This window comes from Aquimarina longa SW024, assembly GCF_001401755.1.
Classification (GTDB): Bacteria; Bacteroidota; Bacteroidia; order Flavobacteriales; family Flavobacteriaceae; genus Aquimarina; species Aquimarina longa.
This window is the reverse complement of sequence record NZ_KQ474113.1, coordinates 1-16,981: the sequence shown is the minus strand read 5'-3', so window position 1 is coordinate 16,981 and position 16,981 is coordinate 1. Positions and strand designations below refer to the sequence as shown.

Annotated in this window: 12 protein-coding genes; all 12 read left to right on the top strand. The window is 32.1% G+C overall.

Annotated features, from left to right (window positions below; translation table 11 throughout):
- The first annotated feature begins 57 nt into the window (after window positions 1-57).
- The 12 genes from N456_RS23360 (at window position 58) to N456_RS23295 (ending at window position 16,803) form a co-directional block, all read left to right on the top strand.
- On the top strand, window positions 58-498 hold the full coding sequence (locus tag N456_RS23360; RefSeq protein ID WP_062062971.1) for a hypothetical protein: 441 nt from the start codon (window positions 58-60) through the stop codon (window positions 496-498).
- 175 nt (window positions 499-673) lie between these two features.
- Window positions 674-1,423: a leucine-rich repeat domain-containing protein gene (locus tag N456_RS23355; RefSeq protein ID WP_062062968.1), complete on the top strand. Its 750-nt coding sequence runs from the start codon at window positions 674-676 to the stop codon at window positions 1,421-1,423.
- 303 nt (window positions 1,424-1,726) lie between these two features.
- A complete protein-coding gene (locus N456_RS23350) occupies window positions 1,727-3,568 on the top strand; it encodes a DUF262 domain-containing protein (protein ID WP_062062966.1) in 1,842 nt (613 codons plus the stop codon).
- Between the two features lie 147 nt (window positions 3,569-3,715).
- A complete protein-coding gene (locus N456_RS23345; protein ID WP_062062964.1) occupies window positions 3,716-4,480 on the top strand; it encodes a hypothetical protein in 765 nt (254 codons plus the stop codon).
- Window positions 4,481-4,693: 213 nt separating this feature from the next.
- Complete coding sequence (locus tag N456_RS23340; protein WP_062062962.1) at window positions 4,694-5,272, top strand: nuclear transport factor 2-like protein; 579 nt, start codon at window positions 4,694-4,696, stop codon at window positions 5,270-5,272.
- A complete protein-coding gene (locus N456_RS24705; protein WP_158447959.1) occupies window positions 5,256-5,408 on the top strand; it encodes a hypothetical protein in 153 nt (50 codons plus the stop codon). The genes N456_RS23340 and N456_RS24705 overlap by 17 nt, the downstream gene beginning before the upstream one ends.
- 1,581 nt (window positions 5,409-6,989) lie before the next feature.
- Window positions 6,990-7,769, top strand: a complete 780-nt coding sequence (locus N456_RS23325; RefSeq protein WP_148639433.1) for a hypothetical protein — start codon at window positions 6,990-6,992, stop codon at window positions 7,767-7,769.
- Window positions 7,770-8,075: 306 nt separating this feature from the next.
- Window positions 8,076-9,644, top strand: coding sequence for a type I restriction-modification system subunit M (locus N456_RS23320; protein ID WP_062062950.1), 1,569 nt, complete (start codon window positions 8,076-8,078; stop codon window positions 9,642-9,644).
- A gap of 3 nt (window positions 9,645-9,647) precedes the next feature.
- Window positions 9,648-10,880: a restriction endonuclease subunit S gene (locus N456_RS23315; protein ID WP_062062947.1), complete on the top strand. Its 1,233-nt coding sequence runs from the start codon at window positions 9,648-9,650 to the stop codon at window positions 10,878-10,880.
- Window position 10,881: 1 nt separating this feature from the next.
- On the top strand, window positions 10,882-13,737 hold the full coding sequence (locus N456_RS23310) for a type I restriction endonuclease subunit R (protein WP_062062944.1): 2,856 nt from the start codon (window positions 10,882-10,884) through the stop codon (window positions 13,735-13,737).
- Between the two features lie 438 nt (window positions 13,738-14,175).
- Window positions 14,176-15,333 (top strand): integrase core domain-containing protein, encoded by a 1,158-nt coding sequence (locus N456_RS23305; RefSeq protein ID WP_158447961.1) that lies wholly within the window; start codon window positions 14,176-14,178, stop codon window positions 15,331-15,333.
- A gap of 594 nt (window positions 15,334-15,927) precedes the next feature.
- Window positions 15,928-16,803 carry a hypothetical protein gene (locus tag N456_RS23295; protein ID WP_062062937.1) on the top strand — a complete coding sequence of 292 codons (876 nt, stop codon included), beginning with the start codon at window positions 15,928-15,930 and terminating at the stop codon, window positions 16,801-16,803.
- The last annotated feature ends 178 nt before the right edge of the window (window positions 16,804-16,981 follow it).

The following is a 16,981-nucleotide window of genomic DNA, read 5'->3' as shown; positions in this document are numbered from 1 at the left end:
GTGTGTAATTTGACACAACCAAATCGGAATTTGAACATCTAATAAAAAAACAACTTTATGAAAAATTTAATTTACTTGTTAATATTGACTTTGGGAATAATTTCTTGTAGTTCTGATAATGAAACTGAAATGAACAATCCTGACTTAATTGGAAAATGGAATTGGACAAATACTGATGGTGGAATTGCGTATCATATTCACGAGACACCTGAAACTACTGGGAAAATAATTAATCTGAATTTGTTAGAAAATTTTGAATATTCAATAACCGAAAATGGAACTGAAATATTGAGAGGGAATTATGAAATTATTATGAAAGAATCAATTTATTCTGGAGAAATGGAATCATATCTGACTTACTCAACAGAAAATCAAACAGTATACCAAAATCAAAATATAGTTTTAAGTGGAATAATAAGAATTTTGGAAAACGAAAATTTATCAATCGCTGATAATTATGCAGATGGTATTGAAAGTAAATACATTAGAATTGAATAAAAAACTACACACAACACCGTATAAACTTTATTGCTGGTTTTAGCTCACTTGGGAAATTCCTTCGGAATTTCGCCGTTCGTGTTTTATTTAGTAAATTCATTGCCTAAACAACGCAACAAAGCTTATACAAGACCGTTAGCAAACATTACATAAAATTCTTGAGAAATATTAATTTATGGGAAAAAGACCTTATTATAAGTCAAGCGGACTAGGAGGATTTTTCATTGTAATCTTAATAGTATTGGTTGGCTTAATTGGATATTTCTTAAGCAATTATGGTTTTCTGCTAATACCAATTTTCTTGGGCTTTTATTTATTCTTTAAATATAGTGACCGCAAAACTGAAAATAAACCTATAGAAGAAAAACTAACAACAATAAATACGGATAACGACTATAAGTGGTGGAATAATTTAAATAGTAAATGGAAAAAGATTTTTAATTTATATATAGATAAACCTGAACGAGTTTTTACCGAAAATTGGATGACTTCTGACATCAGTCATTTTATTACATCAAAAGGAACTACTCAAAGGCCAAGTAAGGTGGAATTGAATGAAATTCTAAATCTGAAAAAATTGTCTCTAACTGGATTACAAATACAAAGTATAGAAGTTTTAAGACCATTGAATAATTTAAAAGAGTTATACCTAAGTCAAAATCAAATAAGTGATCTTAATCCTTTAAAAGATTTAACGAATCTGACTTCTTTAAGTTTACACGGCAATCAATTAACCGATATTAGCCAAATAAATAATTTACGTAATCTAGAGACATTACATCTATTTGACAATAAAATAAGTAAAATTGATTCTCTAAAATATTTACAGAAATTAAAGAAATTAGATCTGGAAAATAATCCAATTGAAAAAAAAGACATCGAAGAATTACAAAAAGTAATTCCTAACTGTAAAATTTATTTTTAATGTATTATGAATCAAATGGTAAAAGAACGATTTGCTAACACTATATATAGCAAATAGGGCGATTAGTGTTTAATCAAAAGGTTCTTTTCTATTTGCAAAGTCGCCAAATCTTTTGATTTGGTATTAAAGAGAAAAATTAAAACAAAATGCAAAAAATTTGGCTTGTAACTAAATCGAAGAACAGTGTTTGTCTTCTGCCCTACTTGCTATATATTTAACGTTGTGCTTCATACAACAAAGACAATGCAAAATCAATAAGACCAAGATATTAAGAGAAGAATAATCCTAAAAGGTTCAGGAGAAATGGAAAAAAAGACGTTATCAAATTTATTAGAAGGGAAAATATTTCAAATACCAGACTATCAAAGAGGATTTGCCTGGGAAGAGAAGCAGTTAAAAGACTTCACACAAGATATTGACGCATTAATTGATGATAAAATTGTAAGTCATTACACCGGAACTATTGTTATATATCAACCAAAGGAAAAGCCGACAGAAAATTATGGAATTGATAAATTAGAACTTGTTGATATTGTTGATGGACAGCAAAGATTAACGACTTGTAGTTTATACTTATCAATAATTTTAAAAGAATTAATCAAGAATGGAGAAACAGACTTTAATCAGAAAATACCAATCTATCTTAAAAATGGCACAAAAAGTAAATTGAGACTTAATAACGACACTTCTGATTTCTACTATGACCTTATAAATACTGGTACACCAAATACAAAAGCGAGAACGGTTCACCAAAAAAGACTATTAAAAGGATATTCTTATCTTCAAAATCACATAACAGAACAAGCAAAAGAGCGTAAAGACAATACTATTGATTATTTGAAAAATATTTTTGATGCAATAATTCGTAAGCTTAATTTTTCATTTTATCCTATTGAAGTTGAAAGTGAAATTGGAATGACTTTCGAATTGATGAATTCAAGAGGAAAGGATTTATCAGCTCTTGAATTGCTAAAAAATTATTTAATGTATTGGGTTTATAGAAATGTAAACGAGCCAAGCGAAAAGGAAGATTTAACAAATACAATTAATAAATCTTGGAAAGAAACATATGCAAATATTGCAGACTGTAATGGCAGTGAAAATCAATGTTTAAGAATTGCTTGGACATTGTATCAGTCTCACACTCCGAAAAAATGGAAAGGTTATAGTGGCTTTAAAGGAAATGATATTATTCCTTTAAGAGACTTCTCTGAAAAGTCTGAAGATAATACAAAGCAGTTTATTTACAACTTCACTAATGGATTGTCAGAAATTTCTAAACATTATTCTGAAATAATCAAACCAACAAAAACTGTCGAAAACAAGGATGAATATATTTGGTTAACGAAAATAAGAAATGCTGGAAATATTGCTAATTTTCTTCCTTTAATGGTCGCCACAAGAATTAAATACAAAACAGGAAAAATAAGTTACAACCAGTATGTTGAACTTCTAAAAGTTCTTGAAAATTTTGCATTTAGAGTGTTTTTATGGGAAGGTAAAAGAAGCAATACAGGATTATCGTCATTTTACAGATGGGCTTCCGAAATTTTTAATGAAAAACATTCGATTGATAGCGTGATTAATTGGATATATGGTGCTATAAATTGGTATTCAAATGAAAACGGATTTAGAACAGAAGTTAAAACAATATCAAATTGGTATTCGTGGCGAAGACTGTTAAAATACTCTCTATATGAATATGAGTTATGGTTACTCAAAAATGAAGGCAAGGATATAAGTCCAAAGTTGAATTGGAACGATTTATCTGATGCTACAATTGAACATATTTTGCCACAAAATCCAAAAGATAATTCTGTTTGGAAACAAAGTTGGACAGATGAAGAATTTAAAACATATATCCACGATATTGCTAACCTTGTATTAACGAAGGACAATTCACACTATTTGAATTTTGACTTTGATAGAAAAAAAGGAAATGCAGGAGCAGGACATTGTTATTCAAATTCTGATATTAGACAAGAAAGAAAAATTGCGGAATTTGATAATTGGACTGCTGAAAGTTGTAAAACAAGACGAGAGGTATTAGAAAACTGGATAATAAGTCGTTGGGGAATAGACAAACATTATGTAATTCCTGAAAATATTAATGAAGAAGATGACTTTGAAACAGATGATGAATAAAGTACGAAAGCACAACAAAGTATAAAAATAATAGCCGAGATAGTTGTAAGTATGAACATTATAGCTCGCATAAAATTTAGTTGTAACTTGAAAAATTCGAGTTCCGCAGTCGGCTACTATTCTTATACCAACCGTTATGTGTAATTTATGAACATTACGAAAAAACATATCACTAAAGCTCTTGAAAAGCTCAACGAAATTGAAAAATTAGATGAATATTTAAAAAATTCAAAATTTTCTCAAACTCTGACTGCTTGCTATAATTTTATTGACAAAATTGGCGGTTTACAAAAAGATTTTGAAAATATCAAATCCGCATATACTGCAAAATGTCTTTTACGAACGATTATTGAACAGTATCTTGTCAACTACTATATTTTCTATAAGTTCATATTAAATAAAAACGATGAAATAGGAGAGCATTATTATAAAGCATATTTTGTGTCTGAGTGTCTAAAAAAAGATATGTACCAATTGGGAATTGATGGAATGCTTAATGGCATAAAGAACAACGCAACCTTTACAAACCTAAAAGAAAAATTATCTCCAAGCTTCGATGAAATGTCACAAACCGACTATGATGGTTTTCACAAACTCGGAAAACAATTTGACATCAAAAAAATACAGAATTTCTTATTGACTAATCCTTTGCAAGAAGGATTTTTCGAGGAAATCAATAAAAAGGATATTCCTGAATTTTTGTCAATGTATAATGTACTATCATCATATATTCACGGTGGACCAAACGCAGAGATGGAATACAAAAAAAACCGAACAGACATTACTGATTCTTTAGAATGGAGTAGAATACTTTATTTTCAAACAATAACTAATTTCTTCGCTCTATTAATATCAGTTGATAGAAAATTTGAATACTTAAAAGAATATACGGACTTAAACAAATACACATAACACTATATATAACAAATAGGGCTATTAGTGTTTAACCGAAAAATTGTTGCCTATTTGCAAAGTCGCCAAATCTTTTGATTTGGTATTAAATAAGAAAAATTAAAACAAAATAAAAAAGTTTTGGCTTGTGGCTAAACCGAAAATAATAGCTTGTTTTCTGCCCAACTTGCCATATATTTAACGTTGTAGCACATTATGAACAACCAAATCAATATGAATCGTATTCTGATAATTTCCCTCATCCTCTTAGTCGGACTCGTAAGTTGTAAAAATTCTGAAAAGACAATTGACAAGCTTCAAATTGCTGAAAATTATTTCGTAGCGCTTAATGAATCAAATACCGCCAAAATGGAAGATTTATTAGCTGACAGCTTGATAACCACAATCCCGAAATATAAATATGAAGTGAGATACTCTAAAAATGACTACTTGAGGAACTGGTTAAAATGGGACTCGCTTTTTGAGCCAACTTATAAAGTGCTTGAAATAAATATGGAAAATGGTACTGTCATAGCAAAGGTTTCAAAATCGGACAAAAGAATTATTTTCTTTATGGGAAAGCCATTTGTCACAAATGAGATTCTAAGATTCCAAGATGATAAAATAATTGAATTAGAAACAGAGTACATAAATTTCGACGAAGAAACTTGGGGAAAGAATAGAACTGAACTTTTAAATTGGACTAAAGAAAATCATCCTGAACTCAATCTTGACCTTAATATTAATATGCAAACTGAATCTGGAGGAAAGAAATTCTTAAAGGCAATTAAACTGTATGAAAACGAAAAATAACGTGCTACAACAATATATATGTGATCATAGCAGCTTAGTAACGAATCGAAAGGTTGCTGTATTTTTGGTAAGGCGCAATGCTTGCAGAATGTTAAAGTTAGCAATCAATGCGCAGAAAAACCTAAAAGCAGGGTAACATTTTGCTCTGCTACGACACATATATTAAACGTTAAGGCGCATACTCTAGCTCTGAAAATCAATACGCAATCTAAACCTGTCTGCGGACAAGCCTCAATCGAAAGATCTGAGTATTTTTTTGATGGTTAGTCTCTAATCCAAAGTAAAAAAGCGATAAAAAAACCACTCAAACGGAATGTTTCGGAGCAAAACGTGCTGAAAAATCGCTTTTTTTGGCTCATCACGATAATTTTGACGGAAAACAGGTTCTAGATTTTCTGGTTTGGTAAGTGATCTTTCCTAAGGCAGCAAAGTGATCGCAGGAGAATAAGAAAAAGATTGTGGAGCAGTTCCCTATCAGATATGACTTTACTGCGGATTATTTGCAAAGTTCAGGTCTGTAAAAGTGGTACGCGCCATAACATTATGTATGAAATTATGGCAAGTTTGGGAACAAATCAGAAGGTCTTTCCTTTTTTGCTGTGGCGCCAAATTTTCATATGTTTGAAAAAGATATAAAAACAAGCGCAGNGGACGAATTGAGAAAGTCTCTTTTTGATTATTTTCTAACAAATAAGAATAGGGAATTTGCATTACTACTTTTAGACAAGTTCGTAGAAATTAGAAAAAAACCTGAGGGAGGTATGCCCGCTGAGGACTTAATGTTTGCATGCTATTTATTGGGAATGAATAATGATATAGCTGATTCAATAAAAATATGGAACGCTAAAAGAACGGATTTTGATTCTCTTTGTGCTGTTGACATACAACTTGTAATGTTTTCTGGTTTAAATGAGACAAAAAAATTCTTAAAATCGCAGAAAACGGACGATTCAATTGACGCGCTGAATTATATTATCGAATGTGAAGAAAGTGGAGATTTTGATTTACTTAAAGATTATTTTGACAAAAAATCCTTACCGTGGTTTGTATAAAAAAACAGGCTACAACAAGATATATGTGATCATAGCAGTTAGGTGATCAATCGAAAGGTTCTCGTATATTTGGTAAGGCGCAATGCTTACAGAAAGAAAAAGTTAGTAACCAATGCGCAGAAAAACCAAAAAGCAAGGTAACATTTTGCCTTGCTACGACACATATATTAAACGTTATGCTCCAGCATCAGCAACGAAATTTGAATCTGAAAAGCAAAACGCAATCAGACTCTAAACGGACGGGGTACGCTGCAAAGACCTGAGTGTTTTTCCTAAGATTTTTACCTATTCAAAAGGTGGAGCTTCTCCCCGATTTGGACACTGTACGCACTGATGAACTTGTGATGGTTTAGCCTAATCCAAAGGTAGCAAAGCGATCGTGAAAGTTAGAAAAACAGTATGCAAGGGGTTCGCAAGCAGTTATCGCTTTGCTAGGAAAGTTTGCAAAGTACAGGCTTCATAAAAAGCCAGAGCATAACAAAATGTATAAGTTCATAGCGGCGGAAATTCCTAACGGAATTTCACGCGCATTTGCTATCTTTGAGCTATGAGGAGGGTTTTTTGCCTATCTTTCCGCTACGCAACTATACATCAAGCGTTGTACAACATTTCAGAAAAAACTCTTGGAAGAAAAACATAAATTCACACAATCAATTATTAATTCAATGAAAACTCTTCTCAAAGGAGAAGTGAATTTTGTTGAAAATCACAATAATTGGTCATTGGCAATTGAAGTGAAATGGAATTCAAGAATGACAAAAACAACAATTAAATCTAGGAAACTGGATTTAAATAATGATTTTAATTCATGTAAATTAACTCAATCTCATTTTCTCACTCTTTTATCTTATATAACATTATCGAGATCTGATTCTTTTAGTTTTTATGGAAAAAAAAGTAAGTACTCTGATTTAATTCTAGAAAGTCCAGCTACAATATCTTTAATGGAATCCAAAAATGCAATAATAGAACTAAAAGGAAAATGCTTGATTTTTTCTGGAGAAACTAAAAAGAAAGATTTATCTAGTTTATCTAACATATTCATTTTAAACGAAATGCTGATGAAAGAAATTGATGAACTAAACAAAGAAAGTATGGCAGAAACAGATAAAGAAAGTATTGACAAAAAAAATTGGACAGGAGAAAATTTTGAGTTTCTTATTACTGGAGTTGATGAAATTCCAAACGAGGATTATGACAATATAATGACACCGAATTCTTTTGAATGGAAAAAAGTTACAAAAGACGATTGGCCTTTTTACAAGGTCGGAGAAGATCAATTTAGTTTCTCATGGGAAATTCCAGGAATTCAATTTACTTTTAATAAAGAAGTTAGATACGAGAAAGCAAAGAAAATTGCAGACGAAATTATAGAAAACCTAATTTCAATTGGACAAAATGCGGAATTGATTATTCTTGAATCGAATAAAGTATATAAATTCTAAAACGGAGTTAAAAACGTTGTACAACAACGTGTATAGCTCATTGCGGCTGAATTCCTAATCGGAATTCATTGCAATTTGTTATCTTTGGGTTACGGCGGAAAATCATAGCTGATTTTCCGCAACAAGCCATACACAAAACCGTTACCTGCAAGCACCGAATAGCCAACCGCACAAATTGCACATTTGGTTTTTGCCAACGCTCAAAGCCAACGCACTAAAAACCAAAAGAGCAATTTCTTGCCAACGCTTCACTCAAACCGAAAAGAAAAATGTAAATTGACGCGCAAAAAAAATAGACTAAAATAAATGAGCGAAGACCAAAAAAAACAACTCGAACAACAACTGTGGAATATAGCCAATACGCTAAGAGGAAAAATGAATGCGGACGAGTTTCGAGATTATATTTTAGGCTTCATTTTCTACAAATACTTATCCGAAAAAATGAGAATGTATGCCAACGACATTCTTAAACCAGACGGAATACTTTTTACCGATATAAAAGAAAACACCGAAAACGGACAAGAATACATTGAAGCCATAAAAGAAGAAGCGGTTGAAAAACTAGGTTACTTCTTAAAACCAACTGAACTCTTTAGCCAAATTGCTAAAAGAGGAAATAGCGACATTGAAGGTATTTCCAATTTCATCTTAGAAGATTTACAAAAAATTCTAACCAATATCCAACTCAGTACAATGGGAACGGAAAGCGAAGAAGATTTTGACAATCTGTTTGAGGATATGGATTTGAACTCTACCAAACTAGGAAAATCGCCAGAAGCAAGAAATGAAATTATTGCAAAAGTGCTTTCGCACTTAGACAAAATTGACTTCAAATTAGAAAATACAGAAATTGACGTTTTAGGAGATGCTTACGAATACCTAATCGGACAGTTTGCTAGTGGAGCAGGAAAAAAAGCAGGAGAGTTTTACACACCACAAGAAGTCAGTAAGGTTTTAGCCAAATTAGTTACCACAGGCAAAACAAAACTAAAATCGGTTTACGACCCAACTTGTGGTTCGGGTTCATTGTTATTGCGTGTAGCAAAAGAAGTAGAAAGTGTTACCAACTTTTACGGACAAGAACTAAACCGTACTACTTATAACTTGGCTCGTATGAATATGATATTACACGATATTCATTACCGAAAATTTGACATAAAACAAGAAGATACTTTAGAACACCCACAACATATTGATGAGCGTTTTGAAGCCATTGTTGCCAATCCGCCATTTTCAGCTCATTGGTCTGCAAATCCACTTTTTACAAGTGATGATAGGTTTAGCCAATACGGAAAACTAGCACCAAAAAGTAAAGCCGATTTTGCCTTTGTGCAACATATGATTCACCATTTGGCAGAAAACGGAACTATGGCACTTGTGTTACCTCACGGAGCATTATTTAGAAGTGGAGCAGAACAACACATACGTAAATATTTAATAGAAGACCGTAATTATTTAGATGCTGTAATTGGTTTGCCTGCCAACTTATTTTATGGTACACCAATTCCAACAAGTATTTTAGTGTTTAAAAAATGTAGAGAAAATCCTGATGATGTTTTGTTTATTGATAGTAGCCAACATTTTGAAAGAGGTACACAAAACATTTTATTAGCTGAACACATTGAAAAGATTGTTGATACTTACAAAGAACGAGTTGTAGTTGACAAATACAGTTATTTAGCACCACTTTCTGAAATTCACGAAAATGAATACAATCTAAATATACCAAGATATGTAAACACATTTGTGGAAGAAGAACCTGTTGATATTACCGAAGTTTCTAAAACCTTAAAAACATTAGAAACCAGTATGCAAGAAACAGACAAAGAACTGATTGCTTTGTGTAAGGAACTAAATATTGACACACCTTTTTAAAATATGGAAAAGCTAGAAAATAAGAAACCATTGGTTCGCTTTCCAGAGTTTAAAGAGGATTGGGAACACAAGCAGTTAAATGAATTATTAAGTGTTTCTAAAACAAAAAACAAAGATTTAAAATACGGAAAAGATGAAGTTTTGTCTGTTTCAGGAGATTTAGGAATTGTAAACCAAATTGAGCATTTAGGACGTTCTTATGCAGGTACTTCTGTACACAATTACGGAGTCGTAGAATTGAACCAAATTGTTTATACCAAAAGCCCTTTAAAAGCAAACCCTTACGGAATTATAAAACTAAACAAGCATAAAGCAGGTATTGTATCTACTTTGTATGCAGTTTATAATGTAAATAAAGAAACGGACGGACAATTTATTGAATACTACTTTTCTTTAGATGCCAACCTAAACCGATATTTAAGACCACTAGTTAGAAAAGGTGCTAAAAACGATATGAAAATTAGCAACGAATACGTTTTACACGACCGTATTTATGCACCACAACTAAAAGAACAACAAAAAATAGCCCATTTCTTTAGCATTCTAGACAATAAACTAACGCAACTACAAGAAAAGAAAACCGCATTAGAATTGTACAAAAAAGGAATGATGCAACAAATCTTTAGCCAACAACTACGGTTTAAAGATGATAATGGAAATGATTTTCCTGAGTGGGAAGTGAAGAAGTTGGGAGAGGTTGGAAAAGCTTTAATTGGTTTAACATACTCACCTAATGATGTTGTTGCAAGTGACGGAACTTTAGTTTTACGCTCTTCAAATGTACAAGACAAGAGACTTGCTTTTGAAGATAATGTTTACGTAAAAGGAGAAATATCAGAAAAGAATTTCGTCAAAGAAAATGATATTTTAGTTTGTGCAAGAAATGGAAGTAGGAGTTTAATTGGGAAATCTGCCTTAATAACTAAGGAGTATGAGAATTGTGCTTTTGGTGCTTTTATGTCAATTTATAGAAGTGATTTTAACAAGTTTTTCTTTCACGTTTTTCAAACAGAAATATTTGATAAACAAATAACTCAACACCTTGGTGCTACAATAAATCAAATTACTAACAAAAGTTTAATTTCATTCAAATTTCCAATTCCTTGTACAAAGGAACAAACCAAAATCACCAATTTCTTATCTAAAATAGACGATAAAATAAACACAGTAACTAAAAAAATAGAACAAACTAAGGAGTACAAAAAAGGCTTATTACAAAAAATGTTTTGCAATTAATATGAGTAAACAACCAGAGCAAGTATTAGAAAATGAATTAGTTGCACAACTGCAAAAGTTGAAGTACGAAAAAGTAGTGATTAGAGATGAAAATGCTTTAGTTGATAACTTAAAAACACAGCTAGAAAAACATAATAATATTACGTTTTCAGCTAGTGAGTTTGAACGTGTTTTAAATATCCTAAGCAAAGGTTCAGTTTTTGAAAAAGCAAAAACGCTACGTGCCAAACAACACATAGAACGAGATAATGGCGACAACCTTTATTTTGAGTTTTTAAACACAGATTTTTGGTGTCAAAATCAATTTCAAGTAACGCACCAAGTTACTATGGAAGGGAGTTATAAAAACCGCTATGATGTTACTTTGCTTATCAATGGTTTGCCATTGGTACAAATAGAACTAAAGCGTAGAGGTTTAGAAATGAAAGAAGCCTTTAACCAAATAAACCGTTATCAAAAACATTCTTTTGGTGCAAAATCGGCTTTGTTTCAATATGTACAAATTTTTATTATCAGTAATGGTGTAAACACAAAGTATTATGCCAATAACAGACACCAATCTTTTAAACAAACCTTTTATTGGACAGATAAAGACAATAAACGTCAAACCAATATTTTAAACGGTTTTACGAGCGACTTTTTAGAGCCTTGTCATATTTCAAAAATGATAAGCAAGTACATTGTACTCAACGAAACACATAAAATATTAATGGTGCTTCGTCCGTATCAATTTTATGCTGTAGAAAGTCTTGTAAAACAAGTAGAAAACTCAAACAATAACGCATACATTTGGCATACTACAGGTTCGGGTAAAACCTTAACTTCTTTCAAGGCAAGCCAAATTATTATGAATATGCCACAGGTTAAAAAAGTGGTATTTGTGGTAGATAGAAAAGATTTGGATTACCAAACCACCAAAGAATTTAACAGTTTTAGCAAAGGCAGTATTGACGGAACAGACAATACCAAAGCATTGGTAAAACAGTTTTCGGACGATACCAAACTAATCGTTACCACCATTCAGAAACTAAATACGGCAATCAGTAAAGCCAAGTATTTATCTAAAATGGAGAAGCTACAAGACGAAAGAATTGTATTTATTTTTGACGAGTGCCACCGTTCGCAATTTGGAGATACGCACAACAGAATAAAAGCCTTTTTCCGCAACAATCAAATGTTTGGTTTTACAGGAACACCTATTTTTAAAGACAATGCGGTAAAAAATGAATTAGGAAAACGAACAACCAAAGAACTATTTGGCGAATGTTTGCATAAATACGTAATTACAGATGCCATAAAAGATGAAAACGTACTTAAATTTTCGGTAGAATATGTAGGTCGTTACAAACGAAAAGAATCGGCAACCGAAATAGACATTGAAGTAGAAGACATTGACACGAGAGAGTTAATGGATAGCGAAGCTCGTTTAGAAAAAATTACCGATTACATAATTGCCAATCACAACCGTAAAACACACCAAAAAGAATTTACAGGAATGTTTGCGGTTAGTAGTGTGCAAAATCTAATAAAATACTACGATTTATTTCAGAAGAAAAAAGAGGAAGGCAAACACAATTTGAAAATTGCTACCATTTTTAGTTTTGTAGCCAATGAAGATGATGCAGATGCTAATGGATTTATTCCAGAAGAAGTATCTGTTGTAGAAGAAGTACCTGCATTGTATGGGATGAATGCACATTCTAGAGATAAATTAGACCAATTTATTGGCGATTACAATACAATGTTTGGCACTAAGTTTTCTACCAAAGACAGCCAATCTTTTTACAACTACTACAATGATATTTCTAAGAAAGTAAAAGAACGTAAAATTGATGTTTTATTGGTAGTCAATATGTTTTTAACAGGTTTTGACAGTCCACCATTAAACACTTTGTATGTAGATAAAAACTTAAAATATCACGGTTTAATACAAGCGTATTCAAGAACCAACAGAATACTAAACGAACAAAAATCGCAAGGAAACATAGTGGTATTCAGAAACTTGAAAAAAGCAACAGACGAAGCCATAACCTTGTTTAGCAATAAAGAAGCTATTGAAGTAATCATAATGGAACCGTATGATGATTATGTAAACAAATTCAATGAATCTTTTATTGAACTTATAAAAATTACACCAACCGTAAATAGTGTAAATGATTTAGTTTCAGAAGATGATGAATTGGCTTTTATCAAAGCTTTCCGACAATTAATGCGTATCAAAAACATTCTAAATACTTTTTCAGATTTTAAGTGGGAAGATTTAGCAATGAATGAGCAACTTTTTGAAGATTACAAAAGCAAGTATTTGGATTTGTGGCAAAAAGTAAAAAGCGACAATTCAGTTGACAAAGTTTCCATTTTAGAAGATGTAGATTTTGAATTGGAATTAATACACCGAGACGAAATCAATGTAAACTACATTATTCAGTTATTGATTAAACTAAAATCAGACACTCAAGCTGATGTAACCAAAACAGAACAGGAAATCAATAACTTACTGAACACAGAAGTTAATCTAAGAAGTAAACGAGAATTAATTCAGCAATTTATAGACGAGAATCTTCCTAAAATAGAAGATACCGATACTATTCCAGAAGCATTTGAAGTGTATTGGAATGAAGAGCAAAAGAAAGCGTTTAAGAAACTAACAGCAGAAGAAAATCTATCTGAAGAGAAAACACAAAAACTGATTGAAAACTATCTGTATGCAGAACGTGAACCTTTGCGTGATGAAGTGTTAGATTTAATAGAGGGAGAAAAACCATCTGTACTAAAACGCAAGAAATTAGGAGATAAAATACTAAAACAGATTGTTGAATTTGTGGACACTTTTATAAACGGAATAACAGGAAATTAGCGGAATGAATAGCCAATGCTCAAAGCCATACACATTGCCAAGTCGCTCAAAATCCAGCCACACAAGCCAAAACTTGTCAAAGAGTATGTCTTTTGCCAACGCTAGCAAGTTTGTGGAAAGAAAAGCCAGCAGGTAACAATGTATATAAAAAATAGGGCGGGAAGTGCTAAACCGAAAGTTTGTATTTATTTGCAAAGTCCGCCATATTTTAATTTGTATTTTAGTAAAAAGATAAAAATAAAATGAAAAATATGGCTAAGTATAAATCTGAAAGTAAGAGCTTATCACCTGCCCTACTTTTCATATACTAACCGTTGTAGCACATTAGGTACGTTAAAGGGACATCTTTTACAAAGTTAAAGAGACATAGTTTACACTTTTTGAGGTGTAATTTGAGATCAAAATCAAATTATCATGCCTTGGAAAAACACAACAACTATGGAACAAAAAATTGAGTTTATCTGTGAATGGCGTACCGGAAAATACACCATTACAGAATTATGCAAAAGTTTTGAAATCTCAAGACCTACAGCATATAAATTGATTCATCGATTCGAAAATCAAGGCTTTGAAGGCTTAAAAGAGCAATCCAGAAAACCAGGAACTCATCCCAATGCAACCGATCAAAAAATCGTTGATTGTATCCTCAAGTTAAAAGAAAAATATAAGCTATGGGGAGCCAAAAAAATTAGAGCTTTATTGTTTAAAGAATTTACAAAAGAACAAATCCCATCTGTGGTGACTGTTCATAATATCCTTCGAAAAAATGGTCTAGTCAATCCCCAAAAACGAATGCGTAGAGTAAAACCCACCTACCCTATTTTTGACCCAAAATCCTGTAATGAAGTATGGAGTGCCGATTACAAAGGAAAGTTCTTAATGGGGAATAAAATCTACTGTCACCCACTGACCGTCGCTGACTCTAAAAGTCGATTCTTATTCACCGCCAAAGGACATTATAAAGAAACGCTAAAAGCTGCAAAGGCAGAGTTTATAAAGGTTTTTAGAACCTACGGAATTCCAAAACAAATACATACCGACAATGGAAGTCCCTTTGGATCGGTAAGAGCAATACAGCGCTATACACAACTATCTTATTGGTTTATAGAACTCGGAATCACCCCTGTGTTTTCTGATCCTGCTCATCCAGAACAAAATGGAAGACACGAACGAATGCATCGCGATTTAAAGGCTGCTTGCGCTAAACCTTCTGCCTATGATTTAAAAGCACAACAAAGACGTTTAAATCACTTTGTGAAAGAGTATAACCATATAAGACCACACGAAGCACTGGATATGAAAACACCGGCAGATGTACACGATTTTTCCTGCAGACCTTATCCTGAAAAAATACCTCATTATGATTATGATAGTAACTATAAAGTACTCAAAGTAACTAAGAGTGGAGCAATTAGATGGAAGTCCTATTATTGGGTATATTTAACCGCAGCTTTAAAAGGAAAATATATAGGTGTCCAAGAGCTGGGAAACGGAATTTGGAAAGTCTATTATAGAAATGTATTTTTAGGTTTCTTTGATCAAAGAAACCTAAGACATAAACAACAATCGACAAGGTTAGAAACGAATTTAGTGTAAACACCTAATCTTTAACTTGTGTAAACTATGTATCTTAACGAACATACTCTTGATCTGACAAGCAGAACGAAATCAAAACGCATCATCTGACGAAAGCCGAATCAAATACCTGAGTAATTTTGTGATGGTTCGAGCCAAATCCAAGGAAAAAAGCGATGTAAAAATCCCAAATTGAGGAGGATTACAGAGTAAAACGTGCAAAAAAATCGCTTTTTTAGGCTGATCACGAAGAAATTGTGGAATAATGACCTGTGATTTTTTGATTTGGTTAGTGCTTGATCGAAAGGTAGCAAAGCGATCGCAGGGAGAAAAACAGCATCAGAACGGAATCGTAACGCAAATAATATCGCTTAGCTGCGGATTGTTTGCAAAGTTCTGGATTGTAAAAATGGTACGCGCCATAACACGCTGTATGAATTCAGGGCAATTTTTGCTTACCCAATGGTAGTTTTGTGTTTGCAATGGCGCTGATTTTTAATAGGTTTGTAAAATATTAAAAACAAGCGTGGTGGAGTCGATGGTCAAAGCATATTTGCATGCCCCGATTCATACAGTCAGCGTTATGTGCAAGCTGAAAAAACACCGTAACTTAAATTGGAAATCCGATTAGCAAAAATATATGACAATTTTCCGCAAGGAGAAATCCGAATTGAATTCTTGGACGAAATTAGCATAAAAGAATTTGAAAAAATGGACTCAATCATAAAAGAAATTGAAGAATTTAATAGCATTGATAAGCTTCAAAATTTTGTCATAGAAAACGACGAGCAAATTATCAACTTTTTAAGACAATCATCAACTGAACTATTGCAAAATTCACATTCTTGGAATAGTGTTGGTAAAGACGAGATTGAGAAAGTGTTTTATGAATCTAATAGATTGCTACTAAATTATTTGACTTCAATAAAAACTTTTTTAGACCATTCAGAAACCAAACTGAATAGAAAATTTGGAAAAAATTCTGATGAATTAATTAAATTCAAAAATGTAACTTCATTTTTTTATGATAATAGTTTCGCTTATCGATTTTTTTATAAATTGAGAAACTATGCACAACATATCGGTTTACCTCTTACCAATATTGGCTTTACATCCGAGTATGATAGAGAAATAAATTTAATGAAAGGAAATTTACGTGCTTATTTTAAATCATCGGATTTATTAGAAAAGTACGATAGTTGGAGCATTGTAAAAGCTGATTTCAAAAATAAGCCAGAAATTAATTTATCAACAATCCTTTACGAAATGACGCACAACATAAAGGAAATCGGAAAATGTATGAAAGAGATATTTGAAAAATCGTTGATTGACAAAAGTTTAGATTTGAAGAAAATGATAGAACATCTTAAAGTTGATGAAGGTGTTCCATTTATAGCCTATGATGTGAAAACCAAACCAAATGGAGAATTAGGAGATTTTACGACAATTGATATACCGTTTGAATTTATTAATTCAATTGGTCTGAATTGAAACATTGTGTGGAAAAAGCCTGCACATAACAACGTATATAGCTCATAGCTTGGCAGTTGCTTAAACGAAGTTAAGGCGTATTTGCGAGGTCGCCAAATTTTTAAATTTGACGATTTCCAATAAAAAAAGATAAATAGTAAAATTTAAAAATCTGGCTTGTGCTCAACCGAATGGAAAC

Coding starts and splice junctions, on each gene's coding strand:
- N456_RS23360 (WP_062062971.1), top strand. CDS start 58: ATGAAAAATTTAATTTACTTGTTAATATTGACTTTGGGAATAATTTCT.
- N456_RS23355 (WP_062062968.1), top strand. CDS start 674: ATGGGAAAAAGACCTTATTATAAGTCAAGCGGACTAGGAGGATTTTTC.
- N456_RS23350 (WP_062062966.1), top strand. CDS start 1,727: ATGGAAAAAAAGACGTTATCAAATTTATTAGAAGGGAAAATATTTCAA.
- N456_RS23345 (WP_062062964.1), top strand. CDS start 3,716: ATGAACATTACGAAAAAACATATCACTAAAGCTCTTGAAAAGCTCAAC.
- N456_RS23340 (WP_062062962.1), top strand. CDS start 4,694: ATGAATCGTATTCTGATAATTTCCCTCATCCTCTTAGTCGGACTCGTA.
- N456_RS24705 (WP_158447959.1), top strand. CDS start 5,256: ATGAAAACGAAAAATAACGTGCTACAACAATATATATGTGATCATAGC.
- N456_RS23325 (WP_148639433.1), top strand. CDS start 6,990: ATGAAAACTCTTCTCAAAGGAGAAGTGAATTTTGTTGAAAATCACAAT.
- N456_RS23320 (WP_062062950.1), top strand. CDS start 8,076: ATGAGCGAAGACCAAAAAAAACAACTCGAACAACAACTGTGGAATATA.
- N456_RS23315 (WP_062062947.1), top strand. CDS start 9,648: ATGGAAAAGCTAGAAAATAAGAAACCATTGGTTCGCTTTCCAGAGTTT.
- N456_RS23310 (WP_062062944.1), top strand. CDS start 10,882: ATGAGTAAACAACCAGAGCAAGTATTAGAAAATGAATTAGTTGCACAA.
- N456_RS23305 (WP_158447961.1), top strand. CDS start 14,176: ATGGAACAAAAAATTGAGTTTATCTGTGAATGGCGTACCGGAAAATAC.